This is a genomic window from Olsenella sp. KH3B4, assembly GCA_900111695.1.
Classification (GTDB): domain Bacteria; phylum Actinomycetota; class Coriobacteriia; order Coriobacteriales; family Atopobiaceae; genus Tractidigestivibacter.
On the sequence record FOHD01000001.1, the window covers coordinates 416,432 to 438,249 of the forward strand.

15 protein-coding genes and 3 tRNA genes are annotated in these 21,818 nt (G+C 63.9%); 4 read left to right on the top strand and 14 right to left on the bottom strand.

The genetic code is table 11. The annotated features are described in order from the left end of the window. Nucleotides 1-6: 6 nt before the first annotated feature. Both BMX94_RS01870 and BMX94_RS01875 read right to left on the bottom strand, forming a co-directional pair. Complete coding sequence (locus tag BMX94_RS01870; protein WP_091002892.1) at nt 7-1,395, bottom strand: ATP-binding protein; 1,389 nt, start codon at nt 1,393-1,395, stop codon at nt 7-9. Continuing rightward, on the bottom strand, nt 1,395-3,242 hold the full coding sequence (locus BMX94_RS01875; protein WP_091002798.1) for a TerB N-terminal domain-containing protein: 1,848 nt from the start codon (nt 3,240-3,242) through the stop codon (nt 1,395-1,397). Before BMX94_RS01875 ends, BMX94_RS01870 begins: the two co-directional genes overlap by 1 nt. Before the next feature lie 683 nt (nt 3,243-3,925). On the opposite strand from BMX94_RS01875, the gene BMX94_RS01880 reads away from it, so the two are divergent. Both BMX94_RS01880 and BMX94_RS01885 read left to right on the top strand, forming a co-directional pair. Beyond that, a complete protein-coding gene (locus tag BMX94_RS01880; protein ID WP_091002800.1) occupies nt 3,926-5,071 on the top strand; it encodes a DUF389 domain-containing protein in 1,146 nt (381 codons plus the stop codon). Between the two features lie 45 nt (nt 5,072-5,116). Next, complete coding sequence (locus BMX94_RS01885) at nt 5,117-6,061, top strand: lactate/malate family dehydrogenase (protein ID WP_091002803.1); 945 nt, start codon at nt 5,117-5,119, stop codon at nt 6,059-6,061. A gap of 85 nt (nt 6,062-6,146) precedes the next feature. Here BMX94_RS01885 and BMX94_RS01890 read toward each other — a convergent pair whose 3' ends face one another. The 4 genes from BMX94_RS01890 to BMX94_RS01905 all read right to left on the bottom strand — a co-directional run bounded on the left by BMX94_RS01890 (nt 6,147) and on the right by BMX94_RS01905 (nt 10,791). Then, complete coding sequence (locus tag BMX94_RS01890; RefSeq protein ID WP_286159983.1) at nt 6,147-7,481, bottom strand: lysylphosphatidylglycerol synthase transmembrane domain-containing protein; 1,335 nt, start codon at nt 7,479-7,481, stop codon at nt 6,147-6,149. 69 nt (nt 7,482-7,550) lie between these two features. Then, nucleotides 7,551-8,642, bottom strand: coding sequence for a tRNA 2-thiouridine(34) synthase MnmA (mnmA, locus tag BMX94_RS01895; protein WP_091002805.1), 1,092 nt, complete (start codon nt 8,640-8,642; stop codon nt 7,551-7,553). Then, entirely contained in the window at nt 8,642-9,889 is a 1,248-nt protein-coding gene (locus tag BMX94_RS01900) for a cysteine desulfurase family protein (protein WP_091002807.1), read from the bottom strand. Before BMX94_RS01900 ends, mnmA begins: the two co-directional genes overlap by 1 nt. After that, a complete protein-coding gene (locus BMX94_RS01905; RefSeq protein ID WP_091002809.1) occupies nt 9,886-10,791 on the bottom strand; it encodes a putative ABC transporter permease in 906 nt (301 codons plus the stop codon). The genes BMX94_RS01900 and BMX94_RS01905 overlap by 4 nt, the downstream gene beginning before the upstream one ends. Nucleotides 10,792-10,999: 208 nt before the next feature. Between BMX94_RS01905 and BMX94_RS01910 the strand changes: the two genes are divergently transcribed. Both BMX94_RS01910 and BMX94_RS01915 read left to right on the top strand, forming a co-directional pair. Beyond that, nucleotides 11,000-11,075 (top strand) — tRNA-Gly (locus tag BMX94_RS01910). A gap of 38 nt (nt 11,076-11,113) precedes the next feature. Further along, a tRNA-Cys gene (locus BMX94_RS01915) sits at nt 11,114-11,187 on the top strand. A gap of 241 nt (nt 11,188-11,428) precedes the next feature. On the opposite strand, the gene BMX94_RS01920 is transcribed toward BMX94_RS01915, so the two are convergent. The 8 genes from BMX94_RS01920 to BMX94_RS01955 all read right to left on the bottom strand — a co-directional run bounded on the left by BMX94_RS01920 (nt 11,429) and on the right by BMX94_RS01955 (nt 21,705). After that, nucleotides 11,429-12,202, bottom strand: coding sequence for an anti-sigma factor antagonist (locus BMX94_RS01920; RefSeq protein ID WP_072354980.1), 774 nt, complete (start codon nt 12,200-12,202; stop codon nt 11,429-11,431). Between the two features lie 81 nt (nt 12,203-12,283). Next, nucleotides 12,284-14,503, bottom strand: coding sequence for a GAF domain-containing SpoIIE family protein phosphatase (locus BMX94_RS01925; RefSeq protein WP_091002811.1), 2,220 nt, complete (start codon nt 14,501-14,503; stop codon nt 12,284-12,286). Nucleotides 14,504-14,548: 45 nt separating this feature from the next. Beyond that, nucleotides 14,549-14,992 (bottom strand): ACT domain-containing protein, encoded by a 444-nt coding sequence (locus BMX94_RS01930; protein ID WP_059054793.1) that lies wholly within the window; start codon nt 14,990-14,992, stop codon nt 14,549-14,551. A 284-nt stretch (nt 14,993-15,276) separates the two neighbouring features. After that, nucleotides 15,277-15,367: transfer RNA gene (locus tag BMX94_RS01935), tRNA-Leu, on the bottom strand. A 235-nt stretch (nt 15,368-15,602) separates the two neighbouring features. Further along, nucleotides 15,603-17,408 (bottom strand): ABC transporter family substrate-binding protein, encoded by a 1,806-nt coding sequence (locus BMX94_RS01940; RefSeq protein WP_091002813.1) that lies wholly within the window; start codon nt 17,406-17,408, stop codon nt 15,603-15,605. Between the two features lie 227 nt (nt 17,409-17,635). Next, nucleotides 17,636-19,660, bottom strand: a complete 2,025-nt coding sequence (locus BMX94_RS01945; protein WP_091002815.1) for a dipeptide ABC transporter ATP-binding protein — start codon at nt 19,658-19,660, stop codon at nt 17,636-17,638. Nucleotides 19,661-19,674: 14 nt separating this feature from the next. Continuing rightward, nucleotides 19,675-20,703, bottom strand: a complete 1,029-nt coding sequence (locus BMX94_RS01950) for an ABC transporter permease (RefSeq protein WP_177171285.1) — start codon at nt 20,701-20,703, stop codon at nt 19,675-19,677. Nucleotides 20,704-20,712: 9 nt separating this feature from the next. Continuing rightward, the gene (locus BMX94_RS01955; protein ID WP_072354985.1) at nt 20,713-21,705 is read right to left on the bottom strand and encodes an ABC transporter permease; all 993 of its coding nucleotides are present in this window, start codon (nt 21,703-21,705) and stop codon (nt 20,713-20,715) included. Nucleotides 21,706-21,818 lie beyond the last annotated feature (113 nt).

A 21,818-nucleotide genomic window follows, 5' to 3' on the forward strand; every position in this document is an offset into this window, starting at 1 on the left:
GGCGGCCTAGATGTCGAACTCGGCGAACTCGTCTTTGCCGGACGAAGCCTGCCCAACGGCCAGGGAGTCAGGCGCTCCCGGGGCCGCGTTCTCCTCCGCTGGCGTCTTAACCGGCGAGGAGAACTGGCCGCTTCCAAGGAGCTGTTCCACCGAGACGCCGGGGTTCTGGGACAGGATGTCGAGCATCTCGACAAAGTCGCGGATGACCTCGCGAGGCGTGAGATGCGTGTCCGCGCCCACGCGACCGTACTCGGTCTCGAGGAAGCGCACAAGCTCTGCCTGGTTGATTGACCGCTGGTAGCCGAAGAGCCCCGCGTGGATGTCCGCGAGCTTCTCGACGAGCACCAGTAGCTCCTCGTGGGTGAGCGGCTCCAGGCGGATGACGGGCGCGAGCATGTCCACCAAGCCGCCCTGCGAGAAGCGCCCCTGCGTGAGGCGGCTCCGCAGCGCCTCGTACGAGTAGAGGCCGCGTCGCCTGTCCTCCACCGCCTGGGGCGTGCCGCTCATGATGATGCCCAGGTGGTGCGCCTTTCCCTGGAGGGTGTCGTTGTACATGGTGAGCACCTTCTCGTAGTTGTACTGCCTGCTCACCGCGTTGGGAATCTTGTAGAGGTTCACCATCTCGTCAAGAAGGATGACAAGCCCCTTGTAGCCCGCTCCCACCAGGAAGGTGGCGAAGACCTTGAGGTAGTCGTACCAGTCATCGTCACCAATCACGATGCTCACGCCAAGCTCGTGCCTCGCCTCGGTCTTGTTGCGATATTCCCCTCGGAACCATTTGGTGACGTTTGCCTTGGTCTCATCGTCCCCCTCGAGGTGGGCGCGCCAGTACATGGTGAGGAGGCGCGCGAAGTCGTAGCCGTGGACAAGCTCCTGCACCGAGGCCATGGTGCCCATGATCCGCCGCTCCATGGCATCTGCGAACGCCGGGTCATCCGGGGCAAGGCCATCCTCGAGCGTCACCTGAGACTGCACGTTGGAGACCCAGCGGTCGAGCACCAGGTTGAGGGCACCGCCCTCGGGCCTGGTCTTGGTGCTGAGGTTGCGAATAAGTTCGCGGTATGTGGCAAGGCCCTGGCCGCCCGTGCCCTGGAGACGGCGCTCGGGCGAGAGGTCCGCATCTGCCACGACAAAGCCCTGACCCATTGCGTGATTGCGTATGGTCTGGAGCAGGAAGCTCTTTCCGCTGCCGTAGCGCCCCACAATGAAGCGGAAGCTCGCCCCACCGTCGGCCACCAGGTTGAGGTCGTGGAGAAGGGCGGCCACCTCCCGGTCGCGACCCACGGTGATGTAGGGTAGGCCAACGCGCGGCACCACGCCGCCCTTGAGGGAGTTGATGATCACCTGCGCGATGCGCCTCGGCACGCGCGGTGCCTGCTCTGGGGTTGCTTGCATCATGGCTGTAGGTATCCTCTCAAATCTTGCTCGTAGTCTTCGACAAGGGTGGGTCCGTCGTCACCAAACTCCAGCGCCGTATCCCCAACCAGGTCAAAGAGCTTCTCATTGATGGAGTCAACAAGCATGTCGACAGACGCACCGGCTGAGTCCGGCACAACGTCATGGGCGAGAAGGGCGTCGAGAAGGGCACGCTCCTGCTGAGTGAAGGCCAAGGCCGCCCCCGAGGGCTGCGCAGCGGGTTCCGGTGCAGTTGGCGCGACGACCGTGGCCACCGGTGCAGGCGCAGCGCCTGCCGGCTCTGCGACGGCTTCGCCTGGCACATACCCCTCGCGTTCCTCGTCCACCAGCAGCGCCTCGCGCGTGACCGCTGCGGCGCTGCGAATGCCGCCCAGCTTGGAGAGATCGACCTTGAAGCGCCGACGCTCCGCCTCCTCCTCGAGCTTGTGGCGCGCCTGGCTCTCCTCGACAATCATCTTCTCCAGGTAGCGGGGAAGCTTCTGCTCCTTGAGGGGGTGCCCGAACTCCCAGTCGATGCGCATCTGACGGTCTATGGCGCGCAGCAGGCGCGCGAGGTCGCGACTGCGCTCGGTGGTGGAGTAGGCAAGTCGCTCGGTCCATCGGCCAAAGCGGAAACTCACCACCTGGCCTGGGCATACGCGAATAGTACGCTCGGGACCCTCCCAGCCATGCTCGAGCGGAACGCCCGCAAGCGGCGAGAACGGCCATGACGTGCGATAGCCCACAAGTCCGTCGATCCAGCCCGTCTTCCTGCGGCGATTGCAGTGCACCGACATGCGCCGCGCCACGGCGGCGGAAACGGCGGCAAAGGACTCCCTATGTGCGCGCACAAAGGGCGAGCGAAAGACGTCCAGGGTCGACACGCTGCTCATTGCCACCAAAACCTCGTCGTCTGAGGGGGCGGCCACCTTCTCTGCCGGCTGATCCTTGAGCAGCCCACGCGAGACGAGCTCCGCGCGCTCCATTGCTCGCAGCGTCTCGACCCCGGCGCCAAACGAACGGTCACCCTCGGGCACGGTCTGGGTAGCGTCAAGCCCCATGCAGATGGCATAGTCGCGCTCCCAGCGCCTGAGGTCCATGGTCACGCTGGGACCCAAGCCGCGCGCGTCCTGTTCGACGCAGCGCTGCTCTAGCTGGCGCAGCGCAGCAAGGACCTCAGCGCCTGGCGTAGCGCCCACGCCGTTTATCAACTCGAAGGCAAGGATCGTGACATAGGAGGCCGGAGCGTCGAGCGCCGCGCCCCGGCGCCACTCGGAACGCCACGTAAAGTAGCCGCGCAGCTCACGGTTTCCAAGATCCTTGTAGGTTGGCAGGTACCGATAGGGATGAAAGCCCTCAAACGGGAGGCTGTCATCGAAATCTGCGGCCAGGCGGGCCTGACGGCAGAAGAGCTCGCCCAGGCGAAGGCCCTCCCCCTCCAGGCGGCGCAGCTCCTGCAGGGTGGGAGGAAGCTCGGAGTTGGCAGGCTCCGCCGCAGGCTGGGAGCTCTCGAAGGAAGGGAACGCAAAAGAGAGCGAGGACCACGGAGAACCGAATGCCGCAGAGGAGCGCTCCACGGCGGATGACGCAAGAGCTGGGCCATGCTCGTGACGTCGAGCAACTCGCTTCTCGCGCGCATCGCGTGCCGCCTCCCTACCCTCCTGACGTCTCTGCGCCCGCTCCCGGGCAAAGTCTGCGCCAGTACGAAGGATTGGCTGTTCAGAGTAGGTGTTCTTGCTCATGCCGACAAGCGCGCGGGCATCCTTCGAGGAAAGGATTTGCTCCAGGACCTCCTGTGCGCGCGAGCGCGCGTGACCCGCAAAGCGACCAGTCCCGCCCTCTTCCAAGTTGCACCTCCCCGCACGTCAAAGTTGCGTAGATGTTCATTCTACTACCACGCGAAGTTCATGAGAACACATGTACGCAATCTAACGCTTGGCACAATGGCACAGATTGACGGTTGGTGGCAGTTTTTCGGGGTATCCCTATGTACAGACGTTGTTGGGTTCTGAATAACCGCAGCTATTTGATTGTTGTAGCTGTAACTGCATATAAATAATCTATTGAATACTGCCACCAACCGGAGTTTTGTGTTTTTGAGTCTCGCAAAAGGCCTCCCCGTGTTCTGGGCACAGGGCCTTAGCGGCTGAACTCGGCCGACCTATTACTCCACGGATGACCTCTCGTTGACCACGGATGACCTCTCGTTGACAAAAATGACGCTTGGTGGCAGTTTTTGTTACATATATTATATACAGGTCAAGCGATAGCAATTCTCTTACCTGCTATTCTTCAGATCTTGAGTTTTCCGATACTCGAGGTGTCTCAGAAAACTGCCACCAACCGTCAATTCGAGCCATTGGGAATCCCCAACGCTGCCCCAAGACGGGTCTTTCACACTCTTAGGAACAGGTATCGGAGTTGTCGCCCCACGTTTGGGGCACAAGAATCATCGAGGCGCGCCGGATAACAGGAAAGTGTGCCTGGACATCACGTGCCACATGAAACTCAGGAAGCGGGGGGCGCGTCCATGGCCGAGAAAAGCAAGACAGCCGGTTCCAGTGAAAGCTGGGTCCATCGAGGCCTCGCAGCCCTCAGGCGTGCCTTTGACGTGCGGGAAGGCCGAGCATCCTGGCCGCAGATCCGCAAGCGCTTCGTAGGCGGCTCGAAGCTCGACGGCACGCACATGTGCATTCTCATAGTTGCCATGCTCATCGCATCGATTGGCCTCAACACCGACTCCACCGAGGCCATCGTGGGAGCCATGCTCATCTGCCCGCTCATGGGCTCGGTGCTGGCCATCTCCTTCGCTATCGCGACGGCTGACATGCGTCTCTTGCGACACGCCACCGCTGGACTCGCGCTTCAGATGGTAATCTGCCTTGCGACCTCGACTATCTACTTCCTCCTCACGCCCATCCCCTACGAGACCAGCGCCCTTCTTGACAACTCGACGCCAACCATCTGGGACTTGCTCATCGCACTTGCCGGCGGCTTCGCGGGCGGACTGGGCAATTCCCGCAAGCAGGAGCCATCGACTCTCATCGCAGGCGTCGCCGTGGCAACCGCCCTCATGCCGCCCCTATGCTCTGCCGGCTACGGGATTGCCCTGCAGAGCCTCCCGCGCTTTGCCGGCGCCCTCTACGAGTTTGGCGTCAACGTAGTCTTCATTGCGCTCGCCGCCGAGATAGTGCTACTCCTCCTGCACGTGCCGCTTCACAGAGACATCAACGACGACGGCGTGGTGACCCCGCAGGAGAGCGAGGAGGCGGTGGCCATCTCGCACCGCCTGCGCAGGAACGTCATCATCGGGACGCTTGTCTTTGCGATCCCCTGCCTCATGGTGACCACAGGCGTTGTCCAGGAGACAATCCGGCAGCACACAAAGAGCTCAGCCGATACCGCCGCAACAATCTCCCAGACCTCTGACCAGTACGAGACGGCCCTCACAACGCAGGAGCTCAAGGCAGTCCAGCCCGAGGTCGAGCGGTATTCCGTGAGCACGGAGTACGGCTTTGACGCGGGCCCTTCTCAGCCAACCAAGCGCATCGTAGCAACGGTCACCAGTAGCCGAACGCTATCCAAAGACGAACAGGACCGCGCCAAGGCGCTCGTGCGCGTGCACGTTCCCGACGTGGACCAGGTGCGCTTTGTGACAGGCGACGCCACCCAGTGAGACAATAGGCCACAAAAGACAACCGCCACACGAGGAGCGCAGAACATGGCAACACACAGGACCATCGGCATCATCGGCTGCAGCCACGTGGGGGCACACGTCGCTAACGCGCTGCTCGCACAGGGTCTCGTGGACGAGATTCGCCTCTCAGACACAAACGAGAAGCTCTGCCGCGCGCAGGCGAACGACCTTCTCGACGCCATGAGCTTTTATCCCCGCCCCGCGCGCATCGTGGAGTGCGACGTGGACTACGAGGAGCTTGCCACGTGCGACGTCATTGTCAACGCCGCGGGCCACGTGGACGCCTCCCGCACCGACCGTGACGGCGAGCTTGTCCTCACGGTCGAGGAGCCCAAGAAGTTCGTCCGCCGTATCGAGGGCGCCGGTTTCACGGGCATCTGGGTGAGCGTCTCCAACCCCAACGACGTGATTGCCACCGAGATTCGCGACCTCGCCGGCTGCGAGCCGCGGCGCGTGATTGGCTCGGGCACCACGCTCGACTCCGCACGCTTCAAGCATGCCCTTGCGGGCGCGACCGGCCTTGACCAGGCATCGATCAACGCATGGATGCTCGGCGAGCATGGGTTCTCGGAGTTTGCGCTCTGGTCGCACGTCACCTTTGGCTGTCTCACGCCCGAGGAGCTGGAGGCACAGGCGGGCATCTCGCTCGACCGCGACGCGCTCGAGATGCAGGCCGTGCGCGGAGGCTACACCACCATGGCAGGCAAGGCCTGCACCGAGTACTCCATCGCCAACGGAACCGCAGCCATCATCGCCGCCATCCTGGGTGACACCAAGCTTGTGACGCCCGTCTCGACCCTGGTCGAGGGCGTCTATGGCGTCTCGGGCCACTATGCGTCGCTGCCCTGCGTGATTGGCGCACGCGGCGTCGAGAAGGTCATCGTCCCCACCATGACGCCGCATGAGCAGGAGCGCTGGCAGGCAAGCTGCAAGCACATCGAGGAGAACATCGCCAAGGTCTCCTGGTAGCCTTGCGCGATCCGCAGGTAGCACAGAAGCGGCGGGCGGCGCCAACGTGCGTCCCCGCCGCTTTGTTATGCTCGCCGCCGTTTCGCTACTTAAACGTGATCTTGATGCCACCGGAGCCCTTGCCTGAGCCCCTGCGCGAGAAGAGCCTGCGCAACCGCATGCCATAGCGCCTGAAGCGGTGGTTGATGCTCTCGCCGCTCGTCGAGCGCAGGCCCAGCAGCGGCGCCGCGCACAGCGTGGGCAGGAAGTACTCGATGGCGCGCCAGAGCACGAAGCCCGCGGAGGCCTGCGCGCCGAACATCCTGCCAAAGAGCAGCGCAAAGCCACCCTCGGCGCCGCCGGTGCCGCCGGGCAGCGGGATTGCCGAGGTGAGAAGCTCGAGCATCGAGCCGGACGCCAGGCAGGTCACAAGGTCGGCCTCCTTGCCAAAGGCGTTGAGCACAAACCACGGCAGCGCGTAGAGACAGCCCAGCTGCAGCAGCGTGAGCACCAGCACGCCCACAAGGTCGCCCTTGTTCTTGGCGGCAGACTTGAAGCCGTCTGAGAACTCCATGATTTGGTTGTTCACGACCTGGTACCAGTGGTCGTAGTCCTTCACCCAACCGTGCTTGTTGGCAAAGCGCAGCACCCAGTTGCCAATGCTCGAGAAGAACTTGGGGTACGCGCAGATGGCAAAGAGCGCCACGCACTCCAGAATCTTGAAGGCAAAGAGCAGGATGCCAATGATGATGAAGTCGCCAAAGGAGTCCAGGAAGTAGTCGAGCCGGAAGATGAGCATGATGGCCGCAAAGATGCCCTCGCCCGCCTCGTACATGATGAAGCGCGTGGAGTGGAGCGCACCAGCACCGCCCACGGAAAGGCCCGAGCGCGTGAGGCGGTAGATCTGCGCGGGCGCGGCACCCATGCCGTTGGGCGTGAGGTTCATGAAGAAGACGCCGGCGGCCTCCACACTCATGAGATCGCGAACGCCCACGGGAGACTTGGGATCTGCGACAACCGAAAGCACGTAAGCAGAGACGCCTATGACGTAGTAGACCAGGTAGCAGAGGGCACCGCGCAGCATCCACGAGCTGTCGACCTGCGCAAGGCTGCTGAGAAACACATCCATCTGGCCGGAAATGATGAGGTACGCCAGATAGGCAAGCGTGACGATGCCGAGAAACACCAGGCTCTTGCGCACCTGGCCCATGCTCTGTTTGTCGGCTTCGCGGTCCTTGGCCGAGACCGCCTTCGCAGCGTTAACGCGATACTTGACCTTGGCGCCAGTGCCAGTGGCAGCGGCGCGAGCTTTGGTGGAGGCCCCAGCACCGACCTTTGCCTTGGGCTTGGCGGGACTCACCTTGGCACCAACGACCTGTGGCTTTGGAGCCTTGGGGCGCTTCTGCGCCGCAGAGGCCTTCTTCTCGGCGTCCTCTGCCACAAACACCTCCGACCCGCCAGTCCCAGGCAAGCGCCATGGGCGTCGACCGACTACATCATTAGAGCTAGCCTATCGATTATAGGCCACCGGGTCTGGTTCCACGATTCCTCCGCCCAGGCAGACGAGACCCCCATAGATGACGGCGGACTGCCCCGGCGCCACCGTGCGCACCGGCTGGGGGAAGCTCACGCGGGCACGTCCGGCGCCGCGCATCTCCACGCGCGCCTCTCGAAGCTCGCCCGTGTGTCTCGTCCTCACAAGATAGGTGCCGTCCGAAGGCGGCTCGCCAGCAATCCAGTGCACGTCGGAGAGGTCGAGCTGTGTGCACCAGAGGCCGGGGCAGGACGGGTTGGCAGTCACGTAGACCACGTTCTTCTCGGTATCCGTCGAGACCACGTAGCGAGCGGGGCCGCCGCCCAGGTCGAGCCCCTTGCGCTGGCCCACCGTGAACAGGAAGGTGCCATCGTGATGACCCAGGACGCGACCCGTCTCCCACTCCACGATGTCCCCGGCGCGGCGCTCAAGCGTGTCCAGGAGGAAGGTGCGTATGCCCACGGGCCCCACGAAGCAGATGCCGTCGGAGTCCGGCTTGGACTCCACGCCCAAGCCCCTCTCGGCGCACATGCGGCGCACCTCGGCCTTGTCGCGCACCTCACCCACGGGGAAGAGCGTGCGCGAGAAAGCCTCCTCCCCTACGCGCCAGAGGAAGTAGGTCTGGTCCTTGTGCTCGTCCACAGCGCGCAGGAGCTGCGTGGCACCCGTCGCGGGGTCCTGGTGCACGCGAGCGTAGTGTCCCGTGGCGATGAGGTCCGCGCCGCGTGCGAAGGCGCGGTCGGCGAAGGTGCCAAACTTGACGGTCTGGTTGCACATCACATCGGGGTTGGGCGTGAGGCCGTGCGCATAGGCGTCCACGAGGTAGTCCACGACGGTGCGCTGGTACTCCTCCTCGCAGTCCCAGACCTCGAGCTCAATGCCTAGCGTCACGGCAACGCGCTCGGCGTCCGCAAGGTCGTCTGCCCAGGGGCACCGGTATCCCGGCAGGTCGCGCGACCAGTTGCGCATGTAGACCGCCGTGACGTCGTAGCCCTGCTCGACGAGAAGCGCCGCCGAGAGCGCAGAATCCACGCCTCCGGAGAGGCCGAGAAAGACCTTCTCGCCCATTAGCGTCGCCTCCCCACGGCAGCGCCCCCGGCGCGAGTGAGCATGTCCTCGTCGGTGAGGCCGGTACGGGCCATCTCCGCGCGAACGGCGGCCACAATCTGCGCCGCCGCATAGTCGATGTCGTCAGCGCTGGTGGGACGTCCCATCGTGATGCGCAGGCTCCCCGCCGAGACCTCCGGGGGCAGTCCCATGGCACGCAGAACGTGGCTCTCGCGCATGCGACTGGCTGCGCAGGCACTGCCCGTCCCCACCGAGACCCCGCGCCGCTCGAGGAGCACCACCAGGCGCCGCGCCTCGAGACCGGGAAAGCTCACGTGGAGAAGCCCGGGAAGGCGGTGCTTGGGGCTTCTCGGCCCCGAGACCACCATGCCGGGAAACGCGGCCGCAAGGACGCGCACAAGCCGCGAGCGCAGCGCCTCCTCGCGACGGCACTCCTCGCCACGGCAGTCCTGCGCAAGCGTCAGGGCAGCAGCGAATCCCACTGCACCGGCAACGTTCTCGGTGCCAGAGCGCACGCCGCCCTCCTGGCCACCACCAAGAATCAGCGGCCGCAGCCGCACGCCCTCGCCTGCCCAGAGGATGCCCACCTGCTTGGGACCGTAGACCTTCGCGGCAGAGAGGGTCACCAGGTCTGCCCCCAGCGAGGTCACGTTGCACGAGAGCGAGCCTGCCGCCTGGGAGGCGTCCGTGTGGAGCCACAGAGGGACGCGGCTGCCTTCCACCAGCCGACGCTCGCGAATCAAGGCAACCCCACGGGCAATCTCGCGCACGGGCTGCACGGCTCCCACCTCGCCGTTTGCAAGCTCCACCGAGACGAGCTGCGTAGCGGGGCCAATGGCCGCGCAGAGCCGATCCGGGTCAACGCGGCCGTCGGCACCCACACCCACCACAACAGCTTCGCGTGCCCGGGCACAGGCGAGGACGGACTCGTGCTCGGCGGCGTCGGTTACCACGCTGCCTTCTGTTGCAGCAAAGGCGAGGTTGTTTGCCTCGGTGGCGCCTGCGGTGAAGGTGATGCCGTCGGGCTTGGCGCCCATGAGGCGCGCGATGTCCGCCCGCGCGCGCTCCACGGCGTCGCGCGCCACACGGGCACGGGCGTATGGGGCGGAGGGGTTCTCGAAGCAGCTCGTGAGGTAAGGCTCCATTGCCGAGAGGACCCTGGGGTCGAGTGGCGTGGCGGCAGCGTAGTCGAGGTAGACGTCACGCGTGGGAGCTGATGGCCTTTCTGCTGTCTCGGCAAGCGTCACTCGTCATCGCCCCCAATGACGAGATTCTGGAATCGGTTGGCAATGAACTCGTCGGTGTAGTGCTCGTCCACCCACTGCTCGAACGCGTTGCTTGCCGGCACGCCGGCGTCGCGTGCGGTCTTGCGGTTGAAGCACGCGAGCGTCATCCAGATGTCGGCCGCAAGGTAGGCGCTCACCAGGATCACGAAGACCAGCTGGCGGTGAGAGGTGGGCATGCCAATGCGGTAGAGCAGGGGCGGCATGACCACGCGACACCAGGTGAGACCGAGGATGCCCCAGAAGAAGAGGAAGCGCCAGGCAACCCACTGGGTGATGTGGTCGGGAAGGTACTCGTAGGTCCAGGATTCCGCATGGAAGAGCGTGGCCATCGACCAGCCGGTGACCTGCTCCAGAATGCCGCCCACGGCCATAGAGATGAGGAAAATCTGCCATCCCTTGGCGTGGTGGCGGCGCATCTCGAAGCAGATGAGGGTGAGAAACGTGGCGCCAAAGCCATAGAGCGGCGAGAAGGGACCCCATACCAGACCGACGCGGCTCTGCGTAAGGCCGGCGGTGACGAACATCCAGACCTCCTCCACGAAGAGACCCGCGATGCAACCCAGGAAGAAGACAATGATGACCTGGTAGAAGCCCAGATGCATCACGTCGAGGTACGCTTCGATCGCATCGCGCTCGGTCCGGGCGACCGTTGCTCGACGCTGGGGAGTGCCTTTGTCGTCAAAGCCCCTGAGGTCACGCTCGGCGACCTTCTCGGCCGCCTCCTCGGCCTCGCAAGCCTCGGAGACCTCCGACGCGTCGAGTTTCCTGGCCTGGCGCAGCCAATCAGCAAAGTAGCGGATGACGCGGACGAAACCCTCGAGGATGAGGGCAATGAGGAGAAGCGTGAGAAGGCTGAGAATCATGGGGCGTCTCCTTGTGGCTTGTCGGAACCGATGCGGCCGCACGAAGCGCGGCCACGCTTCCTAGCATACGACACGACCGTCAACGTCGACCTAGAGATTCTTTCTCGCAATACTGTGGCCTTTACCTGCGGCATCTACAAGATGCTCAAAAAATTTCAAATTCTCGCTTGCATCCGCGCGACGGTTCCCGTATATTATCCCCTGCGTCGCGGGCTTAGCGCAGTTGGTAGCGCGCCACCTTGCCAAGGTGGAGGTCGCGGGTTCGAACCCCGTAGCCCGCTCCATGCATTTCACGGCCGGTGTGAATCGGCCTTTTTCATATGGCGAAGTGGCCAAGTGGTAAGGCACGGGCCTGCAAAGCCCTTACCCCCGGTTCGAATCCGGGCTTCGCCTCCAGAAGAGACTGGGCACCCGCTGCGGCGGGTGCCCTTTTTGGTTGCGGCACCAGCGCGGAGGCCGCCTCCGTGCTCGCGGAGTTTATCGCTTTTTCTCAAAACAGCTTCTTGGCAACTGGGCAAACTCTGGGAGAGCTTCAGAGAAAGCGATATTCTCCGCGAAATGTCGGGGGCAAGGCCGCTATGGCGTCGATTTGGTGCCGGAAGGGCGGTTCCCGCAGCAGGTGCAACCGAAGACGCCGCTAGGCTCCCGCGCCGCTGCCAGAAACCCCAATCTTCTCGCGTGCGGGCACAAGCTTCACCAGGCGCACAACGGTTCCCCTCCCTGAGGGCTTGCGCTTGATGGAGACGGCATCGGTGAGAAGGCGCATGAGACGAATGCCGCGCCCACGCTCGGCACCCGGGCCCGTCTCGGGCGGCTCCTCGTCAGCGCCCAGCTCGAAGCCCTCGCCGCAATCCGCAACGTCCACCTCGATCCTATCGTCGTAGGCTGTGACGGTTGCCAACACGCCCGTGGCACAGGTGTGGTCGACGGCGTTGCCCAATGCCTCCCCGCACGCAAGCGTCATGTCAAAGATCTCGTCTTCCGAGAAGGGCATCCCACGCATGAGCTCGCCCACGTGATCGCGAGCCTCGGAAAGGTGCACGGCGTCCACGGGAAACGTTGTGCGCCACAGCGGCAGCACTGACGGGTCGAGCTCCGAGACCGTGCGCTTGCTCCCGGCCCGCGAAACCGGCATGTAGTCCACAATGCGCATGAGCGCCAGACTCATGTAGACGCGCGGACGCACGTTGGTGAGCGAGAGAAGCCCGCCCAAAGACCTCATGCGGCGGAGCTCCAACAGCACAAGCCCCAGCCCAGCGGAGTCTGCGTATCCCACATCACCCATATTCAGAACGATACGCCGACAGCCGTCAGCAATGAGCGCGTCTATCGTCCTCTTCAGCGCACCCACGCTTGTCACGTCCAGGTCTCCCGCGACGTTCACAACGGCTATGTCCGGCATTCTCTCCATACGGGAATGCTTCCCACAACCACACGGCTGTATGCCGAGAAGTACGCAGACGACACGGCTGTCACCCAGACGCCGCTCGCCCTACCCCAGCTCGTCGAAGCGCACGACGACCATCGAGACGTCGTCGTTGAGGTTGCGTCCGGTAAAGTCGTCAAGGCGCGCGAGGCAGCGGTCGAGAATCCCCTCGAAGCTCCCCGCGGTCTCGGCGGAAACCATGTCGCGGAGCCCGTCCTCGCCAAAGAACGCGCCAGAGGGCGAGCGCGCCTCGGTGGTGCCGTCGGTGTAGAGGAAGAGGATGTCGCCCTCGCAGAGCGCCGCCACGCCGTCGCGGTACTCCATGTCGTGAAAGGCCCCCACGACGCCGGACTGCACGTCGAGAAGGTCAATCTGGCGCGTTGCCGCCCGCACGAGCACCGCAGGCGGATGCCCCGCCGAGCAGTACGTGAGCTTCGCCGCCGCAAGGTCCACGATGCCCACAAAGAGCGTCGCGAACGTCTCGATGCGCGAGAAGCCGAGAAGGAACTCGTTGAGCGAGCGCACCATGCGCGCCGGTGCAAGTCCCTCCCAGGAGTACGCACCCAGGGCAGTCTTGACAGCCGCCGAGACCGATGCCGCCTCCACGCCCTTGCCCGAGACGTCACCCATAATCACGCAGGCTCGCCGCCCCGGCAGGCGGATGAGGTCGTAGAAGTCACCGCCCACGAAGGCAGACTCGGTTGCTGAGGAGTAGATCCCCTGCGCCGTGAGCCCGTCCACGCGCTGCAGTACGTTGCGCATGCCCGTCTGGAGCGCCTGAGAGATGCGCTTGTCCTTCTCGCGCCTCTCCTCGCCCAGGAAGATGTCACGCACGTCGCCGGCAAGCGTGCCGAGAAACGAAAGCTCGCCGGAATCAAGGGGCTCGGCGCCATCGGGGCGCAGCACAAGGCAGCAGCGCCTCTCGCCCGCGAGCTTACCAGCGTCCACAAGGGCACCCACGCAGGGCTCCCCCAGATCACGCAGGACGTCAAAGACGCGCGTGCCCGCCTGCACCGGCACCACGGCCACGTTATCCTCCACGTGGCCCTTCTCGACGGCATCGAGGTCGATAGGCACGGCGCGCATGCCCGCGATGGGCAACTCGGCCACCAAGACGCTCTGGTGGACGTTCTCCTCAAGGCGCACGTAGACGGCGTCAAGCTCCTCGGCCGCCTGAACAAACGACTGCTCGGTGCGGGAGGCCAGGTCCTCGTCAGCCTCGGAGGCATCCAGAAGCTCCTCGCGCAGCTCGGACCCGCGCTGCGCGAGACGCTCCGCACGCTGCTGACGCATGGTCGAGAAGGCGCCCATGAGCTGCACCGAGAGGTAGTGAGCAACGGAGTCGAGGAGACGCGCGTCGTCTGCCCCCAGAGGGCGCGGACGCGACCAGCCCACCTCGATGATGGCTATCACGTGGCCGCCAAACCACACGGGCACGGCAAAGAAGCTCGCGAAGGGCGGCAGCAGGCTCTTGCGGATGCGCAAGATCTCGCGGGTCTCCTCGTCCACGACCTCGCTCACGCGAATCTTGCCCTGGCGCAGCTCCTGCGGCTGCGGGGGCTTCACGCGCAGTCGCAGGGCGTGGCCGGCACGCGTGGCGAGGGTCTCGACTGACTTGCCATACGCCATGAAGTGCGGCACCCGGGCGCCCTCGAGCGACTTCGAGAAGCCCCTCAGGTGGAAACCGTCGGACTCGGCCAGGTAGACGATCGTGGCGTCGGCGTCCATGGTCTGCGTGATCTCCTCGAGCACGCGCGAGAAGAGCGTCTCGACGTCGCGCGAGTCCAGCGTGTCGAGAACGATGCGCAGGGCGCCTGCCAGGCGCTTGTTTGCCCGGAGCAGGTCCTCGAAGTCCCTCTCGCCCTGATGCGCCTCAAGGCTTTCGCTCTCGGCCGGAAGCGCGACCAACACGTACGTCTCGCCTGCCGCCTGCACGCGGTCGCAGCGGACCCTCAGGCGCATGGGCTCCCCCACCAGAGAGGCCATGGTCACAACTGCCGGCGTCCCCTCGACGGGAAACGGCAGCGCGTCTGTCGAGAAGGGTGCCTCTGGATCGAAGCTGCCCGCCGGCGGAAAGAGCGCACGTACATCGGCACCAACAAGGCTTTCGGACTCCCCGTGCGGCAGGAGAGACGTTGCCTGGTCGTTGACGAGAAGGACCTTCCCTGCTCCGTCAAAAGCCACCACAGCCTCTGAGATAAGCTGGAGGAGGCGCGCAAAGGTGGCAGCAAGGCTGCCCTCGCCGATGCCCTCCACGCGCTTGGTGCTGAGTGCGTTCTTTGCCACGTGCCGCCCCTTCCTCGAAACCACAATCCCGGGCGGCAGGCCTGCTCACACGATCTGGCGCGGGGTGCAGAGCTCCTCCGCCGAGACCATCATAAGGCCGCTCTCGCGCAGCTTGATGGCAAGCGGCTCTCCCGTGACCTTCACAATGTCGACGGTTCGACCGCCCATGGGACAGGTGTAAGCGTACTCCACGTTGAGGTCGGCCGAGGCCAGATGGTCGAGGAGGACCCCAAGGCCGCCAGGGACGTCTGAGACCTCGATGCCAACGACCTGTGTGAGCGTGGCATCGTAACCAAGGCCGAGCAACAGCGAGAGGGCGTCCTGCGGGCGGTCGCACACGATGCGTATGATGCCAAAGTCCGTGGTGTCCGCCACCATAAGCGCGTGAATTTGGATGTTGTTCGCACCCATGGCCCGGCTCATCTGGGCGAGTTTTCCCGGTTCGTTGGGCAGGCAGACGGTCAGCTGATCGATCATCGCACTCTCCATGGCGCTCCCCTTCCCGATAGTGCCGCGACGCCTGCGACGGCATTACGGCCGACAAGGAACTATAAGGGACATGGTCGCGCTTTCAGTTTTCATCTTGGTTGCGAGCGGGCTACGAATGGGGAATGGTACGGAGTGCTGGGTGCGCGGCCGTTTTGGCGCCACCGGGCCACTTTTGGCAGCAAGTGGGATTTTGTTCCCGGGGAATGGAATCCCGTTGCCGGGGAACAAAATCCCACTCGGCACAAAAAAGCGGGTCCCCGTTTCCAGGGACCCGCGAACGCTCGTGGTGTCGGAGGCGGGACTTGAACCCGCACGACCTTTTAGTCAGTCACTAGCACCTCAAGCTAGCGCGTCTGCCAATTCCGCCACTCCGACGTGCGCCTTGAACGCGAGGAGTATCTTATCACACGCTCGCATGGTGGCAAGCGCGAATTGAAAGTTTTTCTCGTCAGACGAAAAATGCTTCGGGAATCACGCCGAGAAGAGCGACTCCAGAAGAGCGACTACCTTCGCGCCAACGCGGCAACAAAACGCCCCTCCGGCAACGAATGTGCCGGAGGGGCGAAACGCTACTGTCGCGACAAAGAGCGCGGTGCCGACACGGGCTTCCCTACTTTGCCCAGCCGATGTTCTCGTTCGCCACGGTGAGGTACAGCGCGGGGCCGTAGTTGGCGAGGCCCTGCTTGGTCACGACAACGTCGGGACCGGCGTACAGCGGCACGAAGCCGTAGGAGGCCAGGGCCTCCTTCTCGGCAGCGTTCAGGGCCTTCATCTGGTCGTCGTGGTTCTCGATCGAGATGATCTTGGCGAGCTCGGCGTCGAGATCGGCGCTGCCGAGGTGCGTGAAGTTCGACGGAGAGTCGGAGCCGTAGATCTGCGGCCCGTTCCAGACCGACGTGGGCGTGGAGACCCAGCCGAAGAGGCAGATGTCCCACGAGCCGCTGGTGAGCGTGGTGGAGAACTCAGACGAGGGCTTGGCGTCCTGGTCGATCTTGATGCCGGCGTCCTTGGCCATCTTGATGATGGCGGCAGCGCGGTTCTTCACCGTGTTGGAGTCGCCAAACGTGGTGAAGGAGAAGGCGACCTCGGTGCCGTCCTTGGCGTAGTAGCCGTCGTCGTCAAGAGCGTAGCCGGCGTCCTCGAGGGTCTTCTTTGCCGCAGCGGTGCGCTCGTCGGCAGTGGTGAGGCTGGTGACGTCATCCGGCATGTTGTTCTCGTAGCCATCGGCCCAGACGGGGGTGAGCAGCGAGCCAGGAACGTCCTCCTCCCAGTTCACGCCCTGGAACACAACGGAGCGCAGCGTGGGGATGTCGAGGCACTGCACGAAGGCCTTGCGCACCGCGATGTCGGCGAGCACGCCACGCGTGGAGTTGATCTCGATGTTGGCAATGGAGAGGCTGTTGGCGCGACGAATCTCGGCGTTGTCCATGCTGGAGAAGTTGGAGAGCATCTCCTGGGAACCGTTCTGGGCCGTGCCGGTCGCGTCAATCTCGCCGTTCTTGAAGGCGTTGAAGAGCGCCTGGGAGTCCATCTGCTTGTAGGTGACAGACTCGAGCTTGGGAGCGTCGCCCCACCAGTTGGGGTTGGGGACAAAAGTGACCTGCGTGGTGTCGAAGGAGTCCACGGTATAGGGACCATAGCCCCACTCAGCGGCGTGGGGGTTGTTGTTCCAGCCGTTGTTGAAGACCTCGGGGTCGGCGGCATCGGGGTGAATGACCAGGTTGAAGAGGGCCTCGGCAGGAAAGACCGGTTGGGAGGTGGTGATAACAACCTGCTTGTCCGACTCGCCCTTCTCGACGGACTCGATGCGGTCGTAACCGTCGGTGGCGGCGGGGGTGTAGTCGGGGTTGGTACCGTTCATGACGGTCCACACGGCCTGGAAGGCACGGTAGTCGATGGGGGTACCGTCGTTGAACTTGGCGTCGGGGTTGAGGTCGAGGGTCAGGACCTGCTTGCCGCCCTCATCGGTGGTCTCGGCCTTGGTCACGAAGTTCGGGTTGGGCTCGAACTTGGAGCCGGTGGCGTCAGAGTTGAAGAGGTTGGTGGGCATGTACCAGTCCCACATGTTGTGCATCTCTTGCGTGTTGCCCTCGATGGAGAGGTAGTTCCAGTTGGGGCCAATCTCGCCGGCGGGAAGGGTGAGGGTGCCGCCGTCCTGGATCTGGTCGCGGTCGAGCGGGTTGTTGTAGACCTTGCCCTTCTCGGGAAGCGGCAGCTGGTCAAGCGGCGTGGTTGCGGGCGAGCCGTTCTGGGGCTCGGTGCCGGTGACGTCAGTGCTGTTGGCGGTGCCGGTGGCGTTGGCGTTGTCACTGGACGTAGAGTCGGACCCGCATGCCGCGAGGCCCAGGCCGGCCAGTGCGACGGCGCTGCCGCTCATGCCCAGGAAGGCACGACGCGAAAGGTTGGAAACAGACATGTTCTCTCCCGTTCTCTCGGATGATACCGGTTCGTAATGAACCAGTAAGAATGGTATCAGACAAGTGTTGGTTAACGAAATCGCAATGGTAACAAACAGCATTTAGTAACTCTTGCGAAATCTACCAAACGCAAACGCCGTGATGCACCGGCACAGATACGGGCCCGTAGATCCGGGCCCGTGAGACTACGCATAGGCTGAGAGCAGCCTGCTTGTCTCCCCTCTCGCTACGAAAGCGACGTGGGGAGCAGGCTTGAAGCGGGAATGAGCTTGCCGTCGCTGTACACAAGGCGCTCGCGCGTGCGCTCGACCTTGGGATCGGGGATGGGGATGGCGGAGAGCAGCGCCTTGGTATACGGGTCCTGGGGGTTGGTGAAGACCTCCTCGGTATCGCCGTACTCCACGATCTTGCCCAGGTGCATGACGGCCACGGTGTCGGAGATGTGGCGAATAACGGCGAGATCATGCGCGACAAAGAGGTAGGAGATCTTGAGCTGGACCTGCAGGTCCTCAAGCAGGTTGATGATGCCCGCCTGAATCGAAACGTCAAGCGAGGCGATGGGCTCATCGAGAAGCAGCAGCTTGGGGCTTGTCGCCAGGGCTCGCGCGATGGCGATGCGCTGGCGCTGGCCGCCCGAGAACTGTGACGGGAAGCGGTCCACGTAGTCGGGGTTGATGCCCACGAGGTACATGAGCTCGCCGATGCGCTTGTTGATCTTGTTCTTGTCCCAGCCCTGGGCCTCGAGGGGCTCGGCCAGCACGTCGTAGATGGGCATGCGGGGGTCAAGTGAGCTCATGGGGTCCTGGAAGATGATCTGCAGGTTGCGGCGCAGCTCGCGACGATCGCGGGCGCTCTTCAGCTCGGAGGTCTTCTTGCCCAGAACGGTGATTGTGCCCTCCTCGGGAACCACGAGGTCCATGATCTGCATGAGTGTGGTGGACTTGCCCGATCCGGACTCGCCTACGAGCGCAAGCGTCTCGCCCTCGTGGATGGTGAACGAGGCGTGGTCGACCGCCGTCATGGTTCCCTTGTTCCTGCGGATGAGTCCCTTGCCCTGAATGGGGAAGGTCTTCACCAGGTCCTTGACCTCAAGCACCACAGGTCGCTTGTCGCGCGGGACGTCGGCCCACTTGGGCAGCAACGGCTCGAGCGCCGGGTAGACGTCCGCGTAGGTAAGGTGCTTGTCGCGAATCTCGTCCATGTGGTGGCACGAGACCAGGTGACCCTCCCCCGCCTCGATGGGCAGAAGCTCGGGCTCGGTCTTGCGGCACTCGTCGGTTGCCATGGGGCAGCGCGGCGAGAAGGGGCAGCCTGCGGGAATGGCCGCAAGCGAGGGCGGATTGCCCTTGATGGGAACCAGGCGATGCTCGGCCGCCACGTGGGGCTTGGGCACGGCGCCGAGAAGGCCCATGGTGTAGGGCTGAGAAGGACGCTCGAAGAGCGTGTCGATGCTCGCGCGCTCCACCGCCCGGCCGGCGTACATGACCATCACGTCGTCCGCGGTGCCGGCAACAACGCCCAGGTCGTGGGTGATGAGCACGACGGCGGCGCCAGTCTCCCTCTGCGCGACCTTAAGGATGTCCAGGATCTGTGCCTGGATGGTCACGTCGAGGGCCGTCGTGGGCTCGTCGGCGATGATGATGTCGGGGTTGTTCGCGATGGCGATGGCGATCACCACGCGCTGGCGCATGCCACCGGAGAACTCGTGCGGGTATGCGTCCAGGCGGTTCTCGGGATCGGTGATGCCCACCAGGGTGAGCAGCTCGATGCAGCGCTTGCGCACCTGGTCCTTGGGCATCTCGGGATTGTGGATGAGAAGCGCCTCGGCAAGCTGGTCGCCAATGGAGAACATGGGCGTCAGGGCCGAGAGCGGGTCCTGGAAGATCATCGAGATGCGCGCGCCGCGGATCTTGGACATCTCCTCGTCGCTCTTGCCAATGAGTTCCTCGCCATTGAGCTTCACCGAGCCCGTGACGTGGGCGTTATCGTCGAGAAGCCCGATAAGCGAGAGGGCCGTGACAGACTTGCCCGAGCCGGACTCGCCCACGATGCCCAGGGTGCGCCCACCCCAGAGGTCAAAGCTCACGTCGCGCACGGCGTGGACCACGCCGGCCTCGGTGTTGAAGGAGACGCGCAGGTTGCGAACGCTCATGACGGGGTCGCCGGTCGGCGCGCCCTTGGGTCCGTTGGACTCGAGCAGCTCGTAGCGAAGCGTGTCGTCCATGGTTGTGGTGCTGTTGGTGTCAGACATGCGTGCTTCTCCGTCTACTCGTGGTCGGATCCGGCGGCGGTGCTGCCAGCAGCCGCGGTGGCCTTCTCGGCCTCGTCCTTCTTGGACTCCTCGTCGGCCACCTCGCCCGCGGCGCGGGAGTAGGGGTCGAAGGCGTCCCTCAGCCCGTCGCCGATGAGCTGCATGCTCACGCACAGGACGATGAGGACGACCGAGGGGATGAGGACGATCCACGGGGCGGAGAGCATGGCGGAGGAGCCCTGCGAGAGGATGTAGCCCAGAGAGGTGTCGGGCGCCTTGATGCCCAGGCCAAGGAAGCTGTAGGCCGTCTCGGAGTTGATGCCGCTGATGACGCCGAGGACCGTGTCGATGACCAGGATCGAGCCAAGGTTGGGAATCAGGTGGCGGATGATGATCTTGATCGAGGGGACGCCCATGTACTTGGCGGCGCGCACGTAGTCACGCTCGCGCAGCGAGAGGGCCATGGTGCGCAGCGTACGCGCATAGCCAATCCAGCCAAACGCCGTGAGGCCCAGGATGAGCATGAGCCAGCCCTGCGTCCCGGATGCTGCGCGCACGATCATGGCCACGAGCAGGAAGCTCGGGATGACAAGCAGCATGTCGAGAAGCCACATGCCAATCTTCTCGCCCCAGCCGCGCGCGTAGGCGATGGCCGTGCCCACGATGGCGGAGATGGCAGTCGTGAGGATGGCGTAGGTGAGGCCAATCACAAGGGAGCGGCCAAGGCCGTGCACCACGCAGGCAAAGAGGTCGAAGCCTCCGCCGTCGGTGCCAAACCAGTGACGCGCGTTGGGCGCCACGTTGATGGCCGTGAAGTCCGGGTCGGTGTAGTCAAACTTGCAGATGAGGGGCCCAAAGATGGCGAGAAGCACCAGGATGCCCAGGATGGTGAGACCCACCACAGCACTTCTCTGCCTGAAGAACCTGCGTGCGATGAGGTTTGCGTAGCTGATGCGCTTGACCTCGCTGGGGCCGGCAGCGTCGGCCTGGAGCTCGAGCTGGGCGTTGGTGAGCTGCTCGTTCTTGTTGTTCTGCTCTTCCATTGCCATCTCCTAGCTCATCTTGATGCGGGGGTCGAGCGCCGCGGCGAAGAGGTCCGCGAGCAGGGCACCCACGAGCGTGCAGGCGCCCGAGAAGGCGGCGACCGCGACGGCACCGTTGATGTTGTTGTTATTGATGCAGTTGATGAAGTACTCACCCATGCCGTGGATGGCGAAGATCTTCTCGGTCATGACGGCGCCGGTGAAGATGCTCGCGATGGAGAAGGCAACGTTCACCGAGGTGGGAATGAGGCTGGCGCGCAGGGCGTGCTTGCGGATGGCCTGCTTCTTGGTGAGGCCCTTGGCGCGCGCCGTGCGCACGTAGTCCGCGTGCATCTCGTCCAGGAGGTACGTGCGCTGGTTAAGGTGGTAGCCCACGGAGCTGATGATGGTGAGGACGATCGTGGGCAGAAGGATGTGCTGCAGGAAGTCGATCAGCCCAATGAAGAAGTTGGGCCCGTCATAGCTCGAGAGTCCCGTGACGTAGAAGATGCGTTGCCCCGTCTGCTGGTTTATCTCGATGGCAAAGAACACGATGAGGATGGCGAGAACAACCGTGGGGATGACCAGGAAGACCGAGGCTAGGCCGCTCCAGAACCTGTCCTGCCATTGATACTGCCGCTGCGCCGTGTAGACGCCCAGGCTCACGCCGATCACGATGGAGAGGATCGTCGAGAGGAGCATGAGCTTGACCGAAGCGCCAATACGGCTCGAAATCTCGTTGTTCACCGAGTCGCCTGCAGGCGAGAGGCCCCAGTTCCAATCGGTCACGATGTTCGAGAGCCAGCGCTGGTAGCGCTCGGTGACCGGGGTCTTGTCGTTGAGGTTGGCCTTGTCCAGGGACGCCTCGATGGACTCCTGGGACGGCCGCGGCGTACGCGACTCGTAGTTCGAGCGCGGGCTCATGAAAGCGCACGCGAGGAAGTAGGTAAGCGAGGTCGCAACGAAGATCATCACAATGTAGTTGACGATCCTCTTGGCCAGGTACCCTAAAAATCGTGCCATCGAAACTCCTTTGTGCCGTTCGCGCAACCAAAGGAGAGGTGCCGGCAGCCTGTGCCGACACGCCCCTTGGGGGTTCCGCTCGCCCGAGCCATACGGTGCGCAGTCCCCCTGGC

Excerpts from the sequence above, each read along its gene's own strand:
- BMX94_RS01950 (WP_177171285.1), bottom strand. The coding sequence starts at position 20,703 with ATGGAAGAGCAGAACAACAAGAACGAGCAGCTCACCAACGCCCAGCTC.
- mnmA (WP_091002805.1), bottom strand. The coding sequence starts at position 8,642 with ATGGGCGAGAAGGTCTTTCTCGGCCTCTCCGGAGGCGTGGATTCTGCG.
- BMX94_RS01885 (WP_091002803.1), top strand. The coding sequence starts at position 5,117 with ATGGCAACACACAGGACCATCGGCATCATCGGCTGCAGCCACGTGGGG.
- BMX94_RS01940 (WP_091002813.1), bottom strand. The coding sequence starts at position 17,408 with ATGTCTGTTTCCAACCTTTCGCGTCGTGCCTTCCTGGGCATGAGCGGC.
- BMX94_RS01920 (WP_072354980.1), bottom strand. The coding sequence starts at position 12,202 with ATGGAGAGAATGCCGGACATAGCCGTTGTGAACGTCGCGGGAGACCTG.
- BMX94_RS01930 (WP_059054793.1), bottom strand. The coding sequence starts at position 14,992 with ATGGAGAGTGCGATGATCGATCAGCTGACCGTCTGCCTGCCCAACGAA.
- BMX94_RS01955 (WP_072354985.1), bottom strand. The coding sequence starts at position 21,705 with ATGGCACGATTTTTAGGGTACCTGGCCAAGAGGATCGTCAACTACATT.
- BMX94_RS01905 (WP_091002809.1), bottom strand. The coding sequence starts at position 10,791 with ATGATTCTCAGCCTTCTCACGCTTCTCCTCATTGCCCTCATCCTCGAG.
- BMX94_RS01870 (WP_091002892.1), bottom strand. The coding sequence starts at position 1,395 with ATGCAAGCAACCCCAGAGCAGGCACCGCGCGTGCCGAGGCGCATCGCG.
- BMX94_RS01945 (WP_091002815.1), bottom strand. The coding sequence starts at position 19,660 with ATGTCTGACACCAACAGCACCACAACCATGGACGACACGCTTCGCTAC.
- BMX94_RS01880 (WP_091002800.1), top strand. The coding sequence starts at position 3,926 with ATGGCCGAGAAAAGCAAGACAGCCGGTTCCAGTGAAAGCTGGGTCCAT.